This window comes from Lujinxingia vulgaris (assembly GCF_007997015.1).
In the GTDB taxonomy this organism is placed as follows: domain Bacteria; phylum Myxococcota_A; class Bradymonadia; order Bradymonadales; family Bradymonadaceae; genus Lujinxingia; species Lujinxingia vulgaris.
Genome location: NZ_VOSM01000006.1, coordinates 151182 through 175994, shown reverse-complemented (window position 1 = coordinate 175994; position 24813 = coordinate 151182). Strand labels below are relative to the sequence as shown.

The 24813-nt window shown below is 65.7% G+C and carries 6 protein-coding genes; 5 read left to right on the top strand and 1 reads right to left on the bottom strand.

Annotation, left to right across the window (positions count from 1 at the left end; all coding sequences use genetic code 11):
* The first annotated feature begins 36 nt into the window (after positions 1-36).
* From FRC98_RS13520 to FRC98_RS13500, 5 genes are all read left to right on the top strand, one after another.
* Positions 37-6993, top strand: a complete 6957-nt coding sequence (locus tag FRC98_RS13520) for a type I polyketide synthase (protein ID WP_146981971.1) — start codon at positions 37-39, stop codon at positions 6991-6993.
* Positions 6990-13823, top strand: a complete 6834-nt coding sequence (locus FRC98_RS13515) for a beta-ketoacyl synthase N-terminal-like domain-containing protein (RefSeq protein WP_146981970.1) — start codon at positions 6990-6992, stop codon at positions 13821-13823. The genes FRC98_RS13520 and FRC98_RS13515 overlap by 4 nt, the downstream gene beginning before the upstream one ends.
* Entirely contained in the window at positions 13820-18931 is a 5112-nt protein-coding gene (locus FRC98_RS13510) for an ATP-binding protein (protein ID WP_146981969.1), read from the top strand. Before FRC98_RS13515 ends, FRC98_RS13510 begins: the two co-directional genes overlap by 4 nt.
* Before the next feature lie 363 nt (positions 18932-19294).
* Positions 19295-20239 carry a hypothetical protein gene (locus FRC98_RS13505; protein WP_146981968.1) on the top strand — a complete coding sequence of 315 codons (945 nt, stop codon included), beginning with the start codon at positions 19295-19297 and terminating at the stop codon, positions 20237-20239.
* A gap of 437 nt (positions 20240-20676) precedes the next feature.
* Complete coding sequence (locus FRC98_RS13500; protein WP_146981967.1) at positions 20677-22191, top strand: PAS domain-containing sensor histidine kinase; 1515 nt, start codon at positions 20677-20679, stop codon at positions 22189-22191.
* Positions 22192-22765: 574 nt separating this feature from the next.
* Here FRC98_RS13500 and FRC98_RS13495 read toward each other — a convergent pair.
* Complete coding sequence (locus tag FRC98_RS13495) at positions 22766-24775, bottom strand: hypothetical protein (RefSeq protein WP_146981966.1); 2010 nt, start codon at positions 24773-24775, stop codon at positions 22766-22768.
* Positions 24776-24813 lie beyond the last annotated feature (38 nt).

Sequence of the window (24813 nt, the reverse complement as noted above, 5' to 3'; positions counted from 1 at the left end):
TGACCCCCACTCGGCGCTTTTGACGCAGTAGGACTTATGCCTCTTATCCCCACGCCTTCTTCGGCCCCCTCCTCGCCAGATGCCAGCACCTCGCAGGAAAAAAACCTGCACGCCGGCGGCGACCACCCGCCGGTGGCCATCGTCGGCTTGAGCGCGCTCTTTCCGGCCTCGGCCTCCCCGGGACGCTTCTGGCAAAACATCATGGAGGGCAACGACCTCATCACCGAGGTTCCGCCCTCGCACTGGCTCATCGAAGATTATTTCGACCCGGAGCCGGGCGACGCCGATAAGACCTACTGCAAGCGCGGCGGATTCTTGCCGGACGTCGACTTCGACCCGGTGGCCTTTGGCATTCCGCCGACGATGATCCCGGCCACCGACACCACCCAGCTCCTCGCGCTGATCGTGGCGCGCCAGGTGCTCGACGACGCCTTCAAAGGCCAGTTCGAGTCGATGGATAAAGAGCGCATGAGCATCATCTTAGGCGTGACCGCCGGCCAGGAGCTTTTGATTCAGGCTGCCTCGCGTCTGCAGCGCCCCCAGTGGCTGCGCGCGCTGCGCGAGCAGGGCATCGGTGAGTCCAAAGCCCAGGAGATCTGCGACCGCATCGCCGCGCAGTACACCCCCTGGCAGGAGAGCACCTTCCCGGGACTTCTGGGCAATGTGGTGGCCGGACGCATCGCCAACCGCTTCGACTTAGGCGGCACCAACTGCATCACCGATGCGGCCTGTGCCTCCTCGCTCTCGGCGATGGCGATGGGACTCAACGAGCTCTACCTCGGCCACTCCGATGTCGTGATCACCGGCGGCGTGGACTGCTTTAACGACATCTTCATGTACATGTGTTTTTCCAAAACCCCGGCGCTCTCCCCCAGCGGCGACTGCCGCCCCTTCGCCGACGGTGCCGATGGCACGTTGATGGGCGAGGGCATGGGGATGTTTGCGATGAAGCGCCTGGAGGACGCGGAGCGCGACGGGGATAAGGTCTACGCGGTGATCCGCGGACTTGGCTCCGCCTCTGACGGTCGCTCGTTGTCGGTGTACGCGCCGCTGCCCGAGGGTCAGGCCAAGGCGCTGCGCCGGGCGCACGAGCGCGCCGGATTTTCGCCTGAGACCATCGAGCTTGTCGAAGCGCACGGCACCGGCACCCGCGCCGGCGACGCCGCCGAGTTTGAAGGGTTGCGCCTGGCCTTCGGCGGAACAGGGGATCCGCAAGACATTGAAAACACTCAAGAAACCACCAAAAACCCATGGTGCGCGCTGGGGTCGGTAAAAAGTCAGATCGGCCACACCAAGGCCGCCGCCGGCGCCGCCGGGCTTTTCAAAGTGGTGATGGCGCTGCACCACAAGGTGCTCCCGCCCACCATCAAGGTCGGCCAACCCAACCCGAAGATGAACATCGAGGAGAGCCCCTTCTACCTCAACACCGAGGCCCGGCCCTGGGTGCGCGGTGATGATCATCCGCGACGCGCCGGATTGAGTTCTTTCGGATTTGGCGGCAGCAACTTCCACGTCGCACTGGAGGAGTACCGGGGGCCGGCCGCAAAACCCGATCGCCTGCGCGCGTTCAAGAGCGAGCTTCTTGTTTACGGCGCCGACGATCTCGACGCTCTGAAAAGCACGTTGAAGGAAGTTCAAAATAACCTTCAGTCGCTTCCGGAAGATGAGGGTGAGAAGCGCGAGGTGTTGGCCTTTGAGGCGCATAACTCGCAGTCGAGCTTCAACCCCGGGTCATCAATTCGCCTGGCGCTGGTGGCCGCATCGCTCGACGAGCTCGGCAAAAAGATCGCACAGGCGCTGGCGAACTTCGACGCCGAGAAGATCGACTTCGATCTTCCCGGAATGTGGGCGCGCCAGGGTGCGGGCATCGAGGGCAAGGTCGCCTTCTTGTACCCGGGTCAGGGAAGTCAGTACGTGGGCATGGGCGCCGACCTGGCGATGGCCTTTGATCGCGCCCGCGAGGTCTGGGATCAGGCCGCCCCGCTGGGACTTCATCACAAAGTCTTTCCGCCGCCGGCCTTCGACAAGGCGCAGAAAGAGGCCCAGGAGCTCGCGCTGCGCGAGACGGAGTGGGCTCAGCCGGCCATCGGCGCCGACAGCCTGGCTCGCCAGGCGATGCTCGAAGCGCTGAGGCTTAAGCCCGAGATGGTCGGCGGTCACTCCTACGGAGAGGTCAGCGCGCTGCAGGCTGCCGGGGCCTTTGACCCCGCCACCATGCTCAACATCGCAGCTCGTCGCGGCCAGCTGATGGCCGAAGCCGCCACCACGACCAGCGGCGCAATGAGCGCGGTGCGTTTGTCGGCCGAGGAGCTCCGCGAGGTTCTGAGCGGATGCGACGCCGACGTTGTGATCGCCAACGACAACAGCCCCACCCAGGTCGTGATCTCGGGCTCGGTGGAGGCGATCGAGGCCGCCGAGAGCTTCCTCGACGAGCAGTTCATCACCTTCATCCGCCTGCCGGTGGCCACCGCGTTCCACTCCCCGATTGTGGCCGATGCGGCGCCGGCGTTCGGCGAGTTTCTTGGCGAGCAGAGGATTGGCGAGCTTGGCTGCCAGGCGTTTGCCAACGTGAGCGCCGACGCCTATGCCGCAGACGACGCCGACGCGATCCGCAAGAGTCTGCAAGAGCAGATCACCTGCCCGGTGCGATTTGTGGAGATGGTCCGCGCGATGCACACGCAAGGCGCGCGTCTCTTCATTGAGGTCGGCCCCCAGGGGGTGCTCAGCGGGTTGGTCAAACGCATCTTGAGCGGCGAAGACTTTGAGACGGTCGCGCTCGATGCCCGCGGCAAGGACGACGTCACGGCCCTCTTTGAGGCACTCGGCAAGCTGAGCGCGCTGGGCATCACGCTGGACTTCGGGGCGCTCTGGGAGGGCTACGCCACCCCGAGCGACCCGCGCGATCGGCCGCGCTCGAAGTTTACGATCAAGCTCAACGGCGCGAACTACGGTCGGCCTTACCCGCCCGAAGGTGGCGCGGCGGCGCTACCGGCGCCCAACCCCGATGTTCCAGACAGTTCAAATAGTTCAGATAATTCAACGACTTCAAACACTTCGAAGACTTCAGAGACTTCGAACACCTCGAGTTTCAGCAGCGCTTCCGCTCCGGCGACCAGGGCCACCATGGCAAGCGACGACTCTACCAGGGACAAAACGACGATGAGTGAGCAGCAGTATACGAAGGGTCAGGCGGTAGCTCCGGGTCAGCCGGGAGCGCCGGCGTCGCAGAACACTGGCAATGGTCAGTCGGTAGCTCCGGGTCAACCGGGAGCGCCGGCGTCGGCGCAGGCTTTTGCGGAGTATCAGCGTGCGATGGCCGACAGCCATATGGCCTACCTGCAGCTGATGGAGCGCTCGGTGGCGCAGGCTCAGATGGCGTACATGCAGGCCATGGAGACCTCCTTTGCGCAGTGGTGCCAGGCCGGCGGGCAGGTGCCTCTCGCACCCTCGATTCCCGCGCCGCAGGCGGCTATGGCACAACCCCCGGCCATGCCTCAGGCCCCGGTGAACGGCTACCGTGCACAGGCCCAGACCCAACCCCCGGTCGCGCCCCAACCCCCGGTCGCGCCCCAACCCCCGGTCGCACCGGTCGCCTGGCAGGAGCGCGAGGATCGCTACCACGTCGTCCACCCCCTGATGGGTGGGCTGCGTTCTCACACCTCGGCTGCCAGCCTCAATGGCCACACGGCGACCACCGCCTCACCCGCACAGAATCAGGCGGTGACGCAACCCGGGGTCATGTCGCAACCCGCCGCGAGTGCCCCCAACGGGGTCGCCGCGACCCCTTCGGTCGACCTCACCGCCACCTTTATGGACGTCGTCGCCGACAAGACCGGCTACCCCGCCGAGATGCTCGACGCCTCCATGGCCCTTGAGGCCGACCTGGGCATCGACTCCATCAAGCGCGTCGAGATCCTGTCGGCCGTCCAGGAGAAAGTGCCCGAGCTCCCCGAGCTCGACCCTTCGAAGATGGCCTCGCTCAAGACCCTGGGCGATATCGTCGGCTACCTGCAGAGCACCGCGCCGGCGCAGAGTGGCGCTTCCCCCGCGCAGAACAACGCCCAGGCGCAACCCACGGTCACGCAGTCTGCCGCGGCAAGCACGCCTTCGGCCGACCTCACCACCACCTTTATGGACGTCGTCGCCGACAAGACCGGCTACCCCGCCGAGATGCTCGACGCCTCCATGGCCCTTGAGGCCGACCTGGGCATCGATTCCATCAAGCGCGTCGAGATCTTGTCGGCGGTGCAGGAGAAACTTCCGGAGCTTCCCGAACTCGATCCTTCGAAGATGGCCTCGCTCAAGACCCTGGGCGATATCGTCGGTTATCTGCAGAGCACCTCGCCGGCGCAGAGTGGCGGATCACCCGCACAAATCAACGCCCAGGCGCAACCCACGGTCACGCAAGACACCGCGGCGAACGCTTCTGCGGCCGACCTCACTACCACTTTTATGGACGTCGTCGCCGACAAGACCGGCTACCCCGCCGAGATGCTCGACGCCTCGATGGCCCTTGAGGCCGACCTGGGCATCGACTCCATCAAGCGCGTCGAGATTTTGTCGGCGGTGCAGGAGAAACTTCCGGAGCTCCCCGAGCTCGATCCTTCGAAGATGGCCTCGCTCAAGACCCTGGGCGATATCGTCGGCTACATGAACACGCTCGGCACCTCCGGCGCTGCGGAGGGCAACAGCCTGGGAAAATCTGAACCGTCGGCGGTGACCGTCCCGCTCCCCACCCGCTACGCGGTGGAACGTGTGGCGGCGCCGTCGGCGGGTTTGAGCTTTTTGAACACCTCGCCAATTACGCTGATCGACGATCGGGGGGGCGTGGCCAACGCGCTGGCGGACCTTCTCAGTGAGCGGGGCTACCAGGCGCACGTCGTCGACGAACTCGCTGAAGATGGCGTGGTTGCGCAACTTCTCGACCTTCGGGGGCTGCGCGAGACCCCGAGCGTCGATAGCGCGCTGCAGCTCCAGCGCGACGCCTTCGCCTGCGCGCGACGTGCTGCCCGAGAGGGCTCGCTGCAGACCTACGCGCTGATCCAGGACACCGGCGGATCCTTCGGGCTAAGCGATGCCCCCCAGGGCCCGCGCGCCTGGCTCGGAGGCTTGAGCGCGCTTGCCAAAACCGCAGCCCAGGAGTGGACCACCACCCCGATCAAATCCATCGACATCGCCGCTCAGGGTCGCGACCCGCAGGCCGTCGCCCGCCGCCTGGCTGATGAGCTTCTGGCCGGCGGCCCGGAGCTTGAGGTGGCGCTGGCAGCCAACCTTTTGCGCTACACCCTGCGCGCCACTCCGACCGACGCTCCCACAGAAGGCCCCCTGACCCTGGGTGCCTCCGACATCCTCATCGCCTCGGGCGGCGCCCGCGGCGTCACCGCCCACTGCCTCATTGAGCTCGCAAAAGAGGCTCAGCCCACCATCATTCTGCTTGGCCGCACCGCCCTCGACGACGAGCCCGCAGAGCTTCGAGAAGCCCGCACCGACGCCGAGATCAAACGCGTGCTTCTTACACAGGCACGTGCAAGCGGTGAGTCACCCTCACTAAAAAATATTGGCCGCAAGGCGGCGAAAACGCTGGCGCAGCGCGAGGTTCGCCAGACGCTCGCGGCCATCGAAGCCGCCGGCGCTCGCGCCCGCTACCTGGTCGCCGACGTGCGCGACCGCGACGCGCTGCACCGCGCGTTTGAGACCGTCCGCAACGAGGTTGGTGCCCCCACCGCCCTTCTGCACGCCGCCGGTGTGCTGGCCGATAAGACCATCGACCAGAAGTCGGATGACGATTTCAACTTCGTCTTCGACACCAAGGTTGACGGCCTGCGCGCCCTTCTGGAAGTCAGCGCCAACGACCCGCTGCGCTTCATCGGCGCGTTCTCCTCGGTGGCCGCGCGCACCGGCAACACAGGCCAGGTCGACTACGCCATGGCCAATGAGACCCTTAACAAGGTCGTCGCCGCACAGGCCGCCGAGCGCGCCAAAAACCATCCCGACCGCCCCGCCCTCCTGACCCGCTCGCTGGGCTGGGGCCCCTGGGACGGTGGCATGGTCGACGCCTCTCTGCGCGCCCACTTCGAGTCGCGCGGCGTCTCGCTGATCGATCTTCAGGCCGGCGCCCGCGCCTTCGTCTGCGAACTTCGCGAAGATGATGCCGGCACCGAGATCGTGCTCGGCGACGGACTTCTCGACGACGCGGTGCGCGCCCGCGCCACGACCTTCGTCAGCGCACGCACCCACGACTTTCTAAAAGGTCATAGCGTCCAGGGTCACCCCGTGCTTCCGGCCGCCGTGGCGCTGGACTGGCTGCAATCCATCGCACGAAAAGCCCTGCCCCCCACCGAGGCGTTGCGCCTGCGCGACTTCAAAGTACTGCGCGGCGTCACCCTGGAGAACTTCGAAGACCCCGATGCCTGCTGGCGTTTTGAACTTCGCGCCAGCGCGCAGGCCGGCAGCGACGATCTTCTTCTGGAGGTCCTCGACGAGGATGGCAACCGCCGCTTCAGCGCCAAAACAAAGGCGGAGGCTCAACCCAGGGTCACCCCGCTGAGCATCCCCGAGCGCTTTGAAGACGCCACGCTCGACGTCGACGCGGTCTACGAGCGCTGCCTCTTTCATACCGGCCCCTTTCGCCTGATCCGCGCCGCCGACGGCCTGGGCCACCCCGACGCCTGCGCCACACTGCTGCGCGCGGTCGACGCCGGCTGGCAGACCGCCACCTGGGCCGGCGATCCGGCGCTGGTGGACGGCGCCCTGCAGCTCGCGCTGACCCAGGGCGTGCTCTCCGACGGTCGCGCCAACCTGCCCACCGCCATCGCCGAGGTTGTAGACCTGGGCTTAAGCCAGTGCGACGGCCCGGTAGAGCTGCTGGCAAGAACCCGCGACATCAACACCCACCGCGCCATCTTCGATCTTGATCTTCGCTGCGCCGACGGCCAACTCGCCGCCACAATCCGCGGCCTTGAGATGTACTTTCGCTCCGAGCAGCTCCTATGAGTCGCCCCACCCCCGTGGCCATCGTCGGCCAGTCCTGCGTCTTCCCCGGATCACTTTCGCCGGAGGCGTTCTGGCAAAATCTTCTGGCGGGCCGCGATCTTCTCAGCCCTCCCGACCCCGAGCGCTGGCGCGCCGAGCCCGCCCGCGCGATGGGCAAACCCGGCTGGAACAATGTTGGGGGCTACGTCACCGGCTTCGATGAGGTCTTCGACCCTCAAAACTACGCGCTCGACGCCGAGGTGATGCGCCACATCGACCCCCTGGTGCAGTGGTCGGTGCACACCGCGAAGTTGGCCTACCTTCAGGCCCAGAAGCGCGATGAAGGCCGCCTGGCGATCTTTTTGGGCAACCTCTCGCTCCCCAGCGAGGGCATGGCAAAGAGCGTGGAGGAAGATCATCTCCCCGAGGTTTTGCGCGACGCACGCCGGGCCTCGCGCTCCGATGCGGCGAACTTCGCCCGGCGTCTCGACCGCCATATGAGCGGACTTCCCGCCCACCTCATCGCCCGGGCGCTGGGCCGGCCCGAGGCGCCGGCGGCCGCGCTGGATGCGGCCTGCGCCTCCTCGCTCTACGCCATCAAACTGGGCATCGAGCGGCTTCGCGCCCATCAGAGCGATCTCGTGCTGGCCGGCGCCGTCAACCGCGCCGATCCGCTCTTCTTGAACATCGGATTTCAGGCGCTGCAGGCGCTCAGCCCCACCGGGCAGAGCCGCCCCTTTCACCGCGACGCCAACGGACTTGTGCCCACCGAGGGTTGTGCCTTTGTCGCGCTCAAGCGCCTCGACGACGCGGTGGCCTGCGGCGACACCATCCTGGGCGTCATCCACGAGGTGGGCCTCTCCAACGACGGGCGCTCCGACGGCCTGCTCGTGCCCAGCAGCGAGGGGCAGGTGCGCGCGCTGCGCGCGGCCTACCAAAACCTCGATCTTCGCCCGGACGACATCGGCTACATCGAATGCCACGCCACCGGCACCTCCCTCGGGGACGGCCGCGAGCTCAAGAGCCTGCAGGCCCTCTTCCCGGAGCGCCGCGACGAGTCGCTGCCCATCGGATCGCTCAAATCCAATATGGGCCACGCCATCACCGCCGCCGGCATGGCCGGGCTGCTGAAGATCCTGGCGTCGATGCAGGCCAACACGCTGGCCCCCACCATCCACTGCGACCAACCGCTCGACGCCCTGACCTCAAGCGCGTTTCGCGTCGTGCGCAGCCCGGAGCCCTGGGAGCCCACCCGCCAGGTGGCCGCGCTCTCAGCCTTCGGGTTTGGTGGAAACAACAGCCACCTCATCGTCGAATCCTGGCCCTCGTACGCCCGCGCCTACCCCGAGACAAGCGCCGGCAACGCCTCGATCACCCGCACCACGACTGAACTTCGCGCGACCCAGGGTCAAACATCTATCCGCCAGGATGACGCGACGATCGAGGTCGCCGTCGTCGCCCTGGCCACCCTTCTGCCCGACGCCCGCACCACCGGCGAATGGGCCGAGACCCTGCTCAACGCCCCGCCCCGGGGTCAGGCGTCAAGCGCCACCGGCGGCAAGCTTCATACGCTGACGCTTCCATTTAAGGGTCTGCGCTTTCCTCCCCGCGATCTTGAGGTCTCCGCGCCGCAGCAGATCGCAATGCTCCAGGTCGCGCAACACGCCGCGTCGCACGCAGGCACACTCCCCCGCGAGCGCACCGGCGTGTTCGTGGGCATGCAGACCGACCCGGATGTTGTGCGCCACGGGGTACGCGCGCGCCAGGACCACCTCTCGGATGCCGAGAAAGACGCCATCGCCTCGCCACTTTCGGCAGCCGCGGTCATCGGGGGGCTCCCCAACATCGTGGCCAACCGCATCAACGCCCACCTCGACCTTGGCGGCTACTCGCTGACCTTGAGCGCCGAGGAGCACTCCGGCGTCGTGGCGCTCGAAGAAGCCGCCCACGCCATCCGCCGCGGCGAGCTCGACGCCGCCGTCGTCGGCGCGGTGGAAGTCGCCGACGATCTTGAGCATGACGCCGCCGTCGCGCTCGTCTTAAAGCGCGCGAACCTCGCACGCGACGAGGGCGACACCATCCTGGCCACGCTCCCGGCCGAAGCCGACCTTCGCGACGCCGTCTCGCTCGACGCCCATCTTCCCGAATGCGGCAGCGCTCGCGGACTTCTGGCCATCGCCGCGGCCATCGCGCTCCCGGAGTTCGCCCTGAAGCGTCGCGGAGAGGCCACCGGCCTGCGCGCCACCGCCGTGGTTGAGACCTCCGCCACCGAAGCCGCCCCCCGGCGCAGCGCCATCACCCGTTCGCCGCTCCCCGTGGCCCTCGACGCGCCGGGCATCCACCACGTCGAAGCCCCCATCCCCGCCTTTATCGTCGCCTCCACGCCCGAGGAGCTCGCCGACAAAAAAGCCCGGCTGACGCGATTTGCCGAACAAGGCGAACACCCCGGCGAAGGCGTCTACCCCTTCGATGCCATCGATGGCGAGGTCGCTCAGGTCTTTACCGGCGCCGCAGCCGCCTACCACGGCATGGGGCAGGGAGTTTTGCTGGCCTTCCCCGATCTTCTCGAAGATCTGCGCGCGCGCTTCGCGCGCGTCGACGCGGCCACCCGCTGGATGACCCACCCCGACCGGCAGGCCGCCGCAACGCCGCTCGACAAGCTCTTTGCCGCCTCCACCCTGGCGCAACTTCATAACGATCTGACGACCGAATTTCTGGGCATCGACTTCGACGCGGCCATCGGCTTTAGCAGCGGTGAGACCAACGCGCTCTTTGCGACCGGGGTCTGGCGCGACTTCGACGCGCTCTACGATCAGTTTTCCAGCAGCGGCACCTTCACCCGCGCCCTCGGCGGCACCTTCGACATTTTGAAAAAAGCCTGGGCCGAGCATCTTGGCGAAGACGAAGCACCGCAGTGGGAGACCTGGCGGGTGGTCGGCCCCCGCCAACCTCTCGAAGAGGCGCTGGCCCATGAGCCCCTGGCCTACCTCACGCTCATCAACGCCCCCGATGACCTGACCATCGGGGGGCACGCTCCGGCGATCGCGCGCGTCCTCCAACATCTTCCCGAGCACCGTGCAAGCCACCTCGACTACGACATCGCCGTGCACATCCCCGAGGTCGCTGGTTTTCAGGAGCGCTGGCTCAAGCTGCACACGCGCGAGAGTTTTTCGACCACTCGCCGCCTCTACAGCCACGCTTTTTTAAGCCACTACGAACCCACCAGCGTCACCGTCGCCCAGGCGCTGCTCGGCCAGGCGCTGCGCACCGTCGACTTCCCGGCGATCATCAACGCCGCCTACGACGACGGCGTGCGCATCTTCGTGGAGCACGGCCCCCGCACGACCCTGGGCCCCTGGATTCGCCAGATACTCGGCGATCGCCCCCACCTCTGCGTCTCACTCGACTCGGCGGCCGACGCGGGACTTCGCCCCCTGGCCAACGCCCTGGCACGCCTTGCCGCAGCCGGCGTCACGCTCGATCTCGACGCCTACAACGCCCGCATCGAGCGCGCTAAAAACCACCCTCTCTTTACGACCCAGGGTCATCCCTCGACCAGCAATGACGCCACATTGAGCTTCCCGGCTCACTGGCCCACCTACCAGCTCTCGCCGGCGACTCCCCCCACTCGTGCCACTGCACCCGCGCCCGACTCCGCTCCCTCTTCTGCCCCCGATCAGCCGATGTCTCAGCCTACCTACCTTCCCCCGGCCCCCGCGCTTCCCCGGGTCACCGATGCGGCGATTCATGCCCCGGCCAGGGTGCAGTCTCACCACGGCGAGCCGACGGCCGCGCAAGAGTACGTGCGGTCACAACCTCCGGTGGCGGCCCAGTCGCAGGCATCCAGCGCACCTTCCGCGGCGAACCCGGCGCGGCCTGGGACCTCGGCCTCAAGCCTGCCGCCTTATTTTGAGCTGCAGCGCCAGGCCTACGAGCGCTACCTGGGCGTGCTCGCCACGCAGGCGGAGGTTCATAAAGCCTTTCTGGCCCACTCTCAGCGGGCCTGGCAGATGGCGAATCAGCCCGGGCATACCACGCAGCATCACCCGACTCCCATGACCCAGGGTCAGCCCATCGCGAGCAATGGCGCCGAATTTTCGGGTTTGATGGCCGGGTCGCAGTCTCACTCGTACGCGGTGGAGCCACCCACTTCGAGCATGACCCAGGGTCACTTGAACACGACCCAGGGTCACCCTGAAAACACGACCCACGGTCATCCAAACGCGACCCAGGGTCACCCGGAAATGATGACCCACGGTCACCCTGAAAACACGACCCACGGTCACTCGAACATGACCCAGGGTTACACCTCCAAAACGACCCAGGGTCACATCTCCACCAGCAATAGCGCCGAATTACCGACCTCCACGCCCAACAGAACCCCCGCCCCAACCCCCGTCGGCCCCACCTTCGATCGCAGTGATCTGGAGGTGCTCGCCAGTGGCAACATCTCGCAAATCTTTGGGCCGCTCTTCAGCATCCAGGATGACTTCCCCCGCCAGGTGCGCATGCCCGAACCGCCCCTTTTGCTCGCCGACCGCGTCACCGGCATCGACGCCGAGCCCGGCGTCGTGAGCACCGGCACCATCTGGACCGAGACCGACATCACCCCCGACGCCTGGTACTTGCACCGCGGGCACATTCCGGCCGGTATCATGATCGAGGCCGGCCAGGCCGACCTCTTGCTCATCTCCTGGATGGGCGCCGACTTTAAAAACCGCGGCGAACGCATCTACCGCCTGCTCGGCTGCGAGCTCACCTACCGCGGTGGGCTGCCGCAGGCCGGCGACACCTTGAGCTACGACATTCACATCGACGGCCACGCCAACCAGGGGCCGATCCGCATCTTCTTCTTCCACTACGACTGCCGCGTCGGCGACGACATCCGCCTCTCGGTGCGCGAGGGCCAGGCCGGCTTCTTCTCCGACGCGGAACTGGCCGAGTCGATGGGCGTGTTGTGGACGCCCGAGAAAGAAGATCTCGACGCGGCCCCCGAGCACATCACCTCACTGGTCTCACCGGAGCTTGTCCCCTCGAGCTTCAGCGCCGCACAGGTCCAGGCCTTTGCCGACGGCGACCCCGCCGCCTGCTTCGGGCGCGGCTACGAACGCCTGCTCACCCACACCCGCACCCCCTCGATCCATGAGGGGCGCATGTGTTTGATGGGCGAGGTCGAAGAGCTCAACCCGGGCGGCGGGCCCTGGGGACGCGGTTATCTGCGCAGCCGCCTCGACATCACCCCGGACCACTGGTTCTTCGACGGCCATTTCAAAAACGACCCGTGCATGCCCGGCACCTTAATGTTTGAAGCGGGCATGCAGGCGATGAGCTTCTATATGGCCGCCTGCGGCCTGACCTTTGCGCGCGACGGCTGGCGTTTTGAGCCCGCCCCCGACATCCCTTACCAGCTGCGCTGCCGCGGGCAGGTCACACCCACCTCAAAAGTTCTCACCTACGAGATCTTTGTCGAAGAGCTCAACGACGCAACCTCCGGCGGCCGCCCCTCGCTGCGCGCGCACATCCTGGCGACGGTCGATGGTCTTAAAGCCTTCCACTGCCGCTCGATGGTCATGCATCTCGTGCCCGACACGCCGATGGGCGAGCGCATCGCGTGTGAGGGCGCGCCGGAGGAGCGCGATCCGCGGGCGGTGGAGCGTGGCGGCGTGGTCCACGACCGCTTCGCCCTGGAGGCTACGGGCATTGGCCCGGCCACAGCCTGCATGGGCCCGGCCTACCAGCGTTTTGAAGACGCCGGACGCATGCCTCGCCTGCCCGGCGACCCCTTCCAGTTTATGACCCGCGTCACCGACTTCAGCTCCGAGCCCGGCCAGAGCGCCCCGGGCGACGAGGTCGTCGTCGAGTACGATCTCCCCGAAGACGCCTGGTATTTCGATCATAATGATCGCGGGGTCGTCCCCTACGCCGTGCTGCTGGAGGCGGCACTGCAGCCCTGCGGCTGGCTCTCTCTGACCTCCAGAGCCTTTGCCGACGCAGCCGAGCCCCTCTACTACCGCAACCTCGACGGGCAGGCGACGCTCCTGCAGGAGCTGCTGCCGGCCGGCGGCACGCTGCGCACACACACGCGCATGACCAACCAGTCCATCTCCGGCTCGATGATCATTCAGAGCTTCGAGGTGCAGTGCACCATCCATGATGTGCCGGTCTACGAGCTCACCACGACCTTCGGGTTCTTCCCGCACGCGGCGCTGCAGAACCAGGTAGGCCTGCCGCTCACCGACCTCGATCGCGAGCGTCTGAGCGCAGACCCCAGAGTCACGACCGACCCCGAACTTCGGGCCTCATGGTCAACCCAGGGTCAAAATGCCCTCAGTCGGAGCGCGGCGTTGGAGTTACCCCCGGTGGTCGACCTCACCACACCACCCGACCCCGAACACCCCGAGCTCTGGCCCGGCACGATGCTACGCATGATCGATCGCCTCACCTCCTGGGAGGAGACGGCCACCGGCGTGCGCGTTCGCACTGAAAAAGACGTCGACCCGGGCGAGTGGTTCTTTAAAGCGCACTTCTTCCAGGATCCGGTTCAGCCCGGATCACTCGGCGTTGAAGCCATGATCCAGACGCTGCGCTACAGCCTGCTTCGCCTGGGGCTGCATCGCCGCTTTGAAAACCCCGTCATTGAGCCTCTGGCGCTCGACCAGGCCCTGACCTGGAAGTACCGCGGACAGGTCATCCCCGAGAATCAGAAGATCACCATCCTCCTCGACCTCCACACCGTCGAGGAGACCGACCACGACACCCTCCTCATCAGCGAGGCCTGGCTTCTGGTCGACGGCTTAAAGATCTACCACACCTCCAACCTGGCGCTGCGCGTGCGCGAGGATCGATCATGACCCAACCCGCATCTTCCATCTCTCGTGTGCTCACTGGCGAGTTTCGCCGCGTGGCGATTCTCAACCGTGGCGAAGCGGCGATGCGCTTTATTCGCGGCGCCAAAACCTGGAGCCGCAGAGAACGCGTGCCGCTGGAGACCATCGCGCTCTACACCTCCGCCGACACCGACGCCCCCTTTGTGCAGGCGGCCACCCACGCCGTCGCGCTGCCCGACCCGGCCCCCGGCCAGCCATCGCCCTACGTCAACATCGATCTTCTGCTGGATACCGCGCAGGCCGCCGGCGCCGACGCCATCTGGCCGGGCTGGGGTTTTGTCTCCGAAGATCCCGCGCTCGCTGACGCCTGCCAGGCCCGCGGTCTGGTCTTCTTAGGCCCCCCCGCCTCAGCCACCGTTGAGATGGCCGACAAAGTCAGCGCCAAACAGCTCGCGGAGCGCTGCGACGTGCCGGTCGCCCCCTGGTCAAAAGAGCCCGTCGCCGACGTCGACGTCGCACTCGCGGCTCTAAAAACCATCGGCTTCCCGGCGCTGCTCAAATCCGCAGCCGGCGGCGGCGGTCGCGGCATCCGCCTGGTGCACAACCCCGACCAGGTCGAAGACGCCTTTAAGAGCGCCTCGGCCGAAGCCCTGGCCACCAGCGGCAATGCCGCGCTCTTCATCGAGCGCTACATCACCGAGGCTCGCCACGTTGAAGTCCAGGTGCTCGCCGACACCCACGGCAACGTCTGGACCCTGGGCACCCGCGACTGCTCGGTGCAACGCCGCAACCAGAAACTTCTCGAAGAAGCCCCGGCCCCGGGACTACCCAACGAACTCAGTCAGAGCCTCGAATCCTGCGCCCGCCGCCTTGCCCGCGCCTGCGGCTACGTCGGCGTTGGCACCGTCGAATACCTCGTCCTTCCGACGACCCCGGGTCATCCTTCACACCCGGATTCTGCGACGTCTCAAACGACCCTGGGTCATCCTTCACCCACAACCCAGGGTCACCGTTCAACCGCACAGAACAACGCCGATCTCACCTTCGTCTTCCTCGAGATGAACACTCGTCTGCAGGTCGAGCACACCGTCACTGAGGCGATCTTCGGCATCGATCTCGTCGCCGCTCAGATCGACGTCGCCCGGGGCCTCGACCTCAGCACCCGCACTCGACCCGAGCCCCGCGGCGTGGCCGTGGAGGCCCGCCTCAACGCCGAAGATCCCGACGATGGCTTCGCCCCGCGCACCGGCCAGATCCTGCGCTTTGTCGCCCCCGACGGCCCCTGGATCCGCGTCGATACCGGCTACGCCGAGGGCAACACCATCCCCTCGGCCTTCGACTCCAACGTCGCCAAGATCATCACCTGGGGCATCAACCGGCAGGACGCCCTGGCGCGCCTGCACAGCGCCCTCGATGATACGGTGCTCGCTGTGGAGACCGGCCTCTCCAACCGCGCGCTCTTGCGGGAGCTCGTCGCCGACTCCGACTTCCACGACGGCCCGGTCACAACCGCCTGGCTCGACGCGTTTCTCGCCAGTCGCCCCCGCGCCCACCAGCGCCACCAGCTCGCCATCGCGCTGGCGGCCGCCGCCATCGGCGACCACCTCGCCACCCGCCGCCAGGAGCTGCGCCTCTTCTTTGCGCAGGCCCTCACCGGCCTGCCGCGGCGCCTCTCTGCCCCGGGCCCACGAGAGCTCAGCTACCGCGTCGACGGCACCCCCATCGACATCACCATCGCCACCCTCGCTCCAATGACCTACCTGGCCTCCAGCGGCCCCTGGGAGGCCATCATCGAGGCACGCCCAACCGGCAACGCCCATATGGTGTTGACGATCGGAAGCGACACCTACCAGGTCATCCGCGTCGCCCGCCCCGATCACGTGGTGCTCGAGGTTAACGGGGTGGCCCACCGCCTGGAAAAACGCTCCGACGGAAACATCACAGCTCCCATCCCCGCGGCCATCAGCCAGATCCACGTTGAACCCGGTCAGCGCGTAAGCTCCGGACAGCGCCTCATCACGCTGGAGGCGATGAAGATGGAGTTCCCCGTCGTCGCCCCCATCGATGGCGTCGTCGAGGACATCCTCGCCACGCGCTCGGCCTCCGTGGAAGCCGGCCAACCCCTTCTGCGACTGCAACCGGACAGCGACGCCTCCGCCGACGACGCCCCCCTGGTCTCGCTCGCGCTGCCGACTCAAAGCAGACGCCCGCTGAGCACCGCCGAGGTCCTGCACGCCCAACTTCTGGGCTATGACGTCGACCCGGCGCTTGCGGCCACCGCGCTCGACACGTTGCTCGATCACCCCGAACGACTGCAACCCGCCGAGCTCCTCGATCTCTTTGCCACCTACTGCGCCGGCGAGTCGCTCTTCTGGCACGGACTCGAAGACGATGCCGCAAACTCCGCCGGCGAATCCAGCGCCGACCAGCTCGCCCGCTTCCTGCGCCAGCGTCACCTCGACGACGAGCACCTCTCCGAGCGTTTTACCACCAAACTCCGCCTCTATCTGGCCTCGCACGGCCTCAAACGTGACCACGAATGTCGCCCCGGCGAGCGCCTCGATCACGCGCTGATGCGCCTGTTGCAGGCCCGCAAAGATCGCCGACTTCGCGACCGCCTCGCCACCGAGGTCCTGCGCACCCTGCTCAGCCCCACCCGTAGCGCCGAGACGCTCACCCATCCCTCTTCGCTTGAGCAGCACTTCGGTCCCCTGCACACCACGCTTCCCTCACTGCTCGAAGCCCTGGCGGGCGACGTCACTCGCCGACGTCGTTGGGAGCTCGCCGCCCTGGTCTGGCAACTTCGCCACGCCCTGGAGCTCGACGCGAGCGCCCCCCCCTCACCCGCGCGCCCGACCTTCTGGGACGACCCCACCCCGGCGCTCACGCCCCCCGCGTTTTGCCTCACCCCCACCCAACCGGGGGTTGAACCTTCGCCAGATATCGCGCTGCGATCCTGGTCCCTCACCGCCACCGACACTCCCGACGATCATCGTCTGTGGGTCGAAGTCTGCGTGGCCCCCTCACATGACAACGACCTCGATCTTCTCAGCCTGAAGCGCGCATTTTTGCAGGCCGCCACAGCGCTGCGACATCACATCGCAAAAGACACGCCGGCGCCCTCGTTTAACCGCATCATCCTCAGCTACATCGGCAACCTTAACGCCACCGACGCCTCAATCACCGAGCTCGCCAGACAACTCAGCGCCCAGAGCGCCGACCTCGATCTCGAACTCACGCTGCTTCGCTGCAGCGCCGGGCTGTCGCTGAACGCCCGTCCCTGCAACGCCATCATCTTTGGTCCGGCCACCGGCATCGGCGCTTCCTTCGCGGACGTCGACACACTGCCCCCCGCGCCGGCGCTGACCTCCGCGGACCGGGGCGCCCTGCAAGCCCACCGCCGCGGCCTCTTCCACCCCTCCGAGGTCATCACCTGGCTGACCGGGGGTCAGACCTCGCCCGGTTTTCATGCGGCGATCGCCGGGTCTTCCCCTCACACGGGCACCTTCGAGGAGTGGGATCTCGACGCCCGGAACAACCTCACTCCCACCTCCCGAACCCCTGGCCAGCATCAGGCCAACCTGGTGGTGGGCCTCATCACCAACACGCGTGCCGACGCCTCCCCGCTCACCCGCGTTTTGATCATCGGCGACGCTACCCGCACCATGGGCTCGCTCGGTGAGGCCGAGTGCCGTCGCATCTGCCTGGCGCTGGATCTGGCCCGCGAACGCAACCTGCCCGTGGAGTGGGTCGCGCTGAGCTCCGGCGCGCGCATCGCCATGGACTCCGGGACCGAAAACCTCGACTGGACCGCCCGCGTCCTGCGCCGCATCGTCGAGATGACCCAGGACGGCCACCCCATTCACGTCATCGTCGACGGCCCCTGCGTCGGCGCCCAGTCCTACTGGAACGCCGAAGCTACCATGCTCATGCACTGCAAGGGCGCGCTCATCATGACCCCGCGTGGCTACATGATCCTCACCGGTCGCAAAGCCCTGGAGTTCTCCGGCTCGGTCAGCGCTGAGAGCAACACGGCGCTGGGCGGCGCCCCGATCATGGTCCCCAACGGCGAAGCACAGTACGAGGCCGATGACCTCATCGACGCCTACCGCACCCTCTTCGCCCACTATCGCCTCACTCGACCCGGGGTTGCGGATCCCCGCCAAAACTCAACCTCGCCATCAACCCAGGGTCATCTCTCTCACACCGAATTTTCGCCACAAAACACAACCCAGGGTCATCTCTCTCACACCTTAACGGATCGATCTTCCGCCCTCGAAGAGACCGACCGCGCTACGTCACTCCCCGAGCTTGAAGCCATCTTCGATCCCGAACAAAACCCGGGCAAAAAGAAGCCTTTTGCCATCCGCACCTTGATGCAATCGGTGCTCGACCCGGGCGCACCAACCCTGGAACGCTGGGCCGCTCTGCAGGGCGGCGAGTCGGCGGTGGTGTGGCTGGGCGAACTTGGCGGGCAATCGGTGACGATGATCGGCATTGAGTCGCAACCCATTCAGCGCCGCGGCCCGGCCCCGGTCGACGGCCCCGACACCTGGATGAGCGGCACACTTTTCCCGCATTCGTCGCGAAAGATCGCGCGCGCAATCAACGCCGCAAGCGGGGTTCAGCCCCTGGTCATCCTCGCCAACTTAAGCGGTTTCGACGGCTCTCCCGAGTCGTTGCGCGAGCGCCAACTTGAGTGGGGCGCCGAAATCGCCCGCGCGGTCATCAACTTCGAAGGCCCCATCCTCTTTAACGTCGTGGCGCGCTACCACGGCGGGGCGTTCGTCGTCTTCTCCCAGGCCCTCAACGAAAACCTCCACGCAACGGCTCTGGATCACACCTACGCCAGCGTCATCGGCGGCGCACCGGCGGCCGCAGTGGTATTCCCGGGCCTGGTGCAGCGCCGCCTGATGGCCCATCCCGACTACCCGCGGATCGAAACGATCCCGACACCCGCCCAACGGCGGGCGGCGCTCCAATCGCTGCGCGCGCGCATCCAGGCCGAACTCGCCAGCGAATTCGACCAGATTCACAACGTACAGCGCGCCCGCGATGTCGGCTCCATTCACGACATCATCGCCCCGGACCAACTCCGGGAGCACATCATCACTCGCCTGACGCAAGAGTAGATGTCGGCCAATTCACCGCTGACTGTAGGTTCCCCATCGCCGGTGACCCTGGGTTAACCTTCGACTGTGACCCTGGGTTAACCTTCGACCGTGACCCTGGGTTAACTATCACCCCGTTATTCTGCGGTGAGCAGGCCGTTTACGCCTCAACATTCTGGCAACCCGGGGTCAACCAACGGCGATAACCCTGGGTTGTCTTCCATCGATGAATCGAGGCCGCCCCTCACCGCCTCATTCTGAGGCGAATGAGCCTTCTCATCCTACTAACTCGCATCTTCTTTTTGTTCTCACGCAACATCCCGCCGGAACGCTCGATAATAAAACTTCGTGGTACCACACTCACCTACACCACGGAGCTCGCCGATGACGCTTCCACGCCGCCACCTGCCCAACGAAGTTGTCGCCCTCGTCCGTCGCACACACCGGCGCGAGTACTCGCTCACCCCCTGCGACACCACCAATGAGATTGTCGCGTATCAAATGGCCTGCGCCGCCACCGAGCACAATCAGAGCGTTCACGCTGTCGTGGCCATGTCGAACCACATCCACACCATCGTCCACGACCGCAACGCCAATCGAAGTGACTTCATGCGCGACCTTAACGCTGGCATCGCCCGCGCGATGAATCACTCCCATGGTACCCCCGGCGGCTTCTGGGAGGCTCGCCCCTACGGAGAAGTCCTCCTTCTAAATCTCACCGCGATCGAGCAACAGATCGTCTACACCTGCCTCAACCCAGTTGCGACCGGCGAAGTCGACTCCCTTGATGACTGGCCAGGATTCGTTATCCGGCCCCGAGACTGGGGAAAACCGGTCCGATGTCCTCGTCCCGAGTGCTTCTATGGCGACGATCGCCCCGCTTTCATCGAGTTCATCCCCCAACCCCCGCCGGGATATGCAGATCGTCCACTCGACGAGGTCATCGCCTACTTTGAAAACCTCATTGAGGAAGGGCGCCAGAAACTGCTGGCCGCCAGACCAGCCGATCAGCCTGACACTCCCCCCTTTATCCCTCCAGCTCCCCACGAATCTCCCTCAACTCCAGCGCTTCGAGAGCGCACACGTCCGCGCTTTGCAGCGGGAGATCCGGCCCTGATAGCGCAGGCAAAAGAGCAATATCGTGGCTTTCTCGAAGCATACCGCCACCAGCGTAAAAAGTGGCTTGAGGGTGCCCGTCCCAGGCGTTGCATCTTCCCCCCGGGCACCGTCTGGCTTCGCAAACACTCACCAGTGCTCTGCGCGCCACCGCCTCCGGTCTCGTTGGGCGTCTTCCCCCCACCAGAGTCCCGACCACCGATCGCAGCCTGACGACAGGCAGGCAGCCGAGAATATCGAGTACAAATCAGCCGAAATCAGCTCGTGAGTCGCTTGAGAAGCGAGTCGCGGGGCACCGCTCTGTCTGCCTCATTGCTGCGACGCGTGACCGTCTGGGTTCGCGATTCGAGCCGACACGCCAATCCCGTAAAATTCTACTTCCAGTGCAACTTCTTCAGCAACGTCGCGTACCAACCCTGGGTCACACACCAGGTAACCCAAGGTCAACGCCAGACAACCCACGGTCAGTTGTCTTAATCGTGAAACGACCCGCGGTCGTTGAGGCCTGAACGCGACATGACCGTGGGTCGCCCGCCACGACCCACGGTTGCCTGCAAACCCCAACGATCCCCAGGATTTGCCCAGCCCTTCACATCTTGTTACAATTACCAGGTACGACCTCCCCTCCTCCCCCTCCCGAGTACCCCGCCTTGTCCAACCTCCTCCACTGGCAATCCATCGCCGACGCATCCCGCGACCCCGCCCTCGTCATCAATCGCGACGCCTTCATCCGCTACGCCTCCGCCTCCGCCCGCACTCTCTTCGATCTCGACGGCCGCCCCCTGCACAAGCGCCCCTTCACCGACCTGCTCCCCCCCGAACTCCACGAGCACTTCACGCACGCCTACCACGACTTCTTTGAGCTCCCCCGCCCCTTCCTCACCAGCGAACTCGCCCCGGTCCGCGGCATCAAACGCGACGGATCCGAGTTCCCCGCCTACGTCTCCCTCTTTCCCTTGGTCATCGACGGAGACCTCCACGCCCTGGCCACCATCCGAGACGTCTCCACCCTGGTCGACACCCAGCGCGCCCTGGAGCTCTCCCAGAAATCACTGCGCGACCTCATCGAAGCTCTACCCGACGGCGTCGCCGTCCACAGCAACGATCACCTTCTCCTGGTCAATCAACGCCTCGCCGACGACCTCGGCTACGACTCCCCTGACGAGCTCATCGGCACCCGCCTCAGCGATTTGATTCACCCCACGCACCGCGCCAACGCTTCAGCGCGCCTATCCCACATGAACCACTCGGGCGCATCGCTGCCCCCCACCGCCGGACAACTCATTCGCAAAGACGGCTCGATCATGGAGGCCGAGGTTCGCGCCCAACCCGTCATCTTCGAAGGCAAGAATGCGTTCGTCGGCATCGCCAGCGATCTGACCTACAAGCGAAAATTTCTCGCACACGCCATCCGCGCAAACCGCAAGCTCGCCCTGGCCTCACTGGCCGCCGGTGCCGCACACGAAATTAACAATCCCCTCGGCTACGCCACCGCCAACGTGGACTTCGTCCTGCGTACCCTCCAGAACTTCGCCACCCAACCGCCCTCCTCTGAAGAGCACGACGCGCTGATCGACGCGCTCAACGACACCCTCATTGGCCTCAAACGCATCGGGGAGATCGTCCTCAGCCTCAAATCTTACACCGATCTCGACGAGCTCCCCACATCCAACATCGACGTCAATCCGGCGATCACCCGCGCGCTGAATATGGTCCGCCACGCAGCACCGCCGGCGATCGACTTCGACTGCCAGCTTGCGGCCCCACTCCCCTCCGTCTGCTGCACCGAAGAGGCCTTGAGCGACGTTCTCATCCACCTCCTCACAAACGCCGCTCAGAGCTTCGAGCCGGAACGCACCCTCACCTCCACCGCCCCGTCCGCTCACCCCCCGAGGATCGTCATCACTACCTGGCAAGAAAACGACGTCATCTTCCTGCGCGTCGAAGACAACGGCGCAGGCATCCCCGATGACATTCAGCCCCAACTATTCGACCCCTTCTTCACCACCCACCCCGCAGGCCAGGCATCAGGACTGGGACTGACCACGGCCAAAAACATCGTCGAAAAGTTTCGCGGGGGCATCGAGCTTCAGAGCAACATCGGTCGCGGCACCACCGTAACCATCTGGCTACCTGCAGCCTCCTCCGAACACTCCTCGGCCTGAGATAACGGGCATCGCCTCAACCCGAATATTCGCAGCATCAAACATCCCTGGGTCATCTCATCGATGACCCACGGTCATCTCCACGCACAACCCACGGTCATCGCTTCAACCCGAATATTCGCAGCATCAAACATCCCTGGGTCATCTCATCGATGACCCACGGTCATCTCCACGCACAACCCACGGTCATCCCCTCAACCCGAATATTCGCAGCATCAAACATCCCTGGGTCATCTCATCGATGACCCACGGTCATCTCCACGCACAACCCACGGTCATCGCTTCAACCCGAATATTCGCAGCATCAAACATCCCTGGGTCATCTCATCGATGACCCACGGTCATCTCCACGCACAACCCACGGTCATCCCATCGATGACCCACGGTTACCTCCTCGCCACGAAATGGCGCCTCATCAACAACCCACGGTCATCCCATCGATGACCCACGGTCACCTCACTTTACCACCGTGAGCACAGCCCCCGGCATGCCCCCCTTCCACGCCATCTTCATCTGAAGCCCTCCTGACACACTTTCACGTTCCTCCCGAACTCCCCCCCCACCGTCCGCATCTTCACTCCGGATCGCACACCCCCTCACAAAAACGCTCCACCCTGCCGCTCTCCAAAAACTCCCCGACCTGCGCCCGATACGACTCCAGCAGCCGCACATCGTTATGCACGCCGTTCTCCTCGGCAGCCACATTGCCCACAGGATGCGCCTCCACACCCAGATCGTAGATCTCGTAGCCAACCCGCACATCCCCCTCGACCAGCGTCGTCGCGTCAACGCGAGGCACCTCCCAGACCTCCTCCACCCCCGGCATCACCTGCTGCACCCCGGCCGCACCGGCCACCCACCGCGACACCATATTGGCCACCTGCGAGTCATGCAGCGCCTCCACCACCAGCAACTCCGGCTCCGCCACCATCCCCTCGGCGCGCTCCTCGAGCAAAAACTCCGCGTAGTTAAGCGAATCCACCGGATCGAAGATCTGCTGCAACATCGAGACCCCCAGTTGAAGCTCGACCTGGTTGCGATAACGCCGCGTAAACAATCCCCCCAGCGTGGGCCACTGCGCCGCCCGTTGCAACATATGCGACCACCCCCCGCCCGGCACGATCAACGCGCCCCGCTTGAGCACCGGCGACGTGCTCATCATCACAAAACCCTGCGTCCCACCGTTGCTGATCCCCATATACGAAATCGCATCGCCATCCAGCGGCCGATACACCCCCTCCCCGAAATCCAACTCCAACTCCGCCGCCAGATAGTCGCGCAGCATATTATGCACCACCGTGAAGTTCGCCTGCGACTGACGCTGCTGATCGATCACCCCGGCCAACCCCTGCAACGACTCCGCCGCGAGCACCGTCGCCGTATCTGCAAGATCCGCCTCCGCAAACCCGTAAAATCGCGTCGTCACCGCCGCCATCTCCCACTGCTCCAGCCCCCCGAAGAGGTTGCCCCAGGTCGACTCCTCAATCGCGCTGAAGAAGCCGTGACCAAAGAGCACCACCGGACGCGTCCGATCGACGCTGCGCGGCACCGTCACCAGAAACTCCACAAAACGCTCCTCCACAACCTGCGGCAGCCCCGCCTCATTGAGCACCACCCGGTTATCCTCATCGAGGAACCAGGGCACCTCCACCTCCCCGTAAATCAGCGCCCTAGCGTCTTCATACACAACCTCCTCAAGACGGTAGTTTGACGCGTCGGCCTCATTCGCCACGCGCTGCATCTCAAAGAGCGCCGAGACCACCTCCTCGCGCTCGCGCACCCGGAAACTCCACGCCTGCACAAGCCCCCCGGCCTCCTCACCCATCACTGCCAGCGCCGCCCGCATCGCCTCGGCGCCGCGCGTCACCCAGGCCTCCTCAGCCGCATCGGCCGGCTCCCCGGCCAGCACCCGCGCCAGCGCCTCCGAGCTCCCGTGCTCCACGCACGCCTCCGACTGCTCATCCTCCACACACGCATAGGTTCGCAGCCCTCGCCGAAGCCCCACCACCACCTGGGCCCCGGCCGGGAAAGGACGATGCGGACGTATCAAAAGCGTGGCCTCATCAGGCTCCCGCGCCGTCGCATCCATCTCGACCAGCACCGGCCAGCGCCGCGCCTCCTGCCCCTCCTCCAGCACCACCACCTGCACGAGACTCGCCTCGCCAAGCGTCGCCCCCCAATCTACGGCATCCGGCAACCCCCGCGGATCGATCCCCCCCTCCAACCAGGTCACCATCGGGGCCACCCGACTCGCCCCGCTCCCCCCGATCAACTCCCCGTCAAAACCCGCCGGAATCAACGCCTCCGCCACCCGCACGCTGACGCCATCTTCCCCCTCCTCCTGATACTGCGCCGCCGGCCAGGGCAACAACGCATGCCCCCCCTGCCCCATCGCGTTGGGCATCGCCGAGGGATCTTCCGGCTCCTCAAAAACATCCCCGGCGTCCCCCACGTCGCCAGCATCGCCGACATCCTCCCCCTCCTCCACGTCGGCCGGCTCCACCGGAGCATCACCGCTGCATCCCGTCGCCGCCAGCAGAAAACCAAGCCCCACCACGCTGTAAATTCTTGAAAATCGTCCCATCACGTCGCTCCCAGATCTCTTTATAACGCGTCCCGACC

Bases quoted from the DNA above. Each gene is read 5' to 3' on its own strand.
- FRC98_RS13520 (WP_146981971.1), top strand. From the start codon at position 37: ATGCCTCTTATCCCCACGCCTTCTTCGGCCCCCTCCTCGCCAGATGCC.
- FRC98_RS13515 (WP_146981970.1), top strand. From the start codon at position 6,990: ATGAGTCGCCCCACCCCCGTGGCCATCGTCGGCCAGTCCTGCGTCTTC.
- FRC98_RS13510 (WP_146981969.1), top strand. From the start codon at position 13,820: ATGACCCAACCCGCATCTTCCATCTCTCGTGTGCTCACTGGCGAGTTT.
- FRC98_RS13505 (WP_146981968.1), top strand. From the start codon at position 19,295: ATGACGCTTCCACGCCGCCACCTGCCCAACGAAGTTGTCGCCCTCGTC.
- FRC98_RS13495 (WP_146981966.1), bottom strand. From the start codon at position 24,775: ATGGGACGATTTTCAAGAATTTACAGCGTGGTGGGGCTTGGTTTTCTG.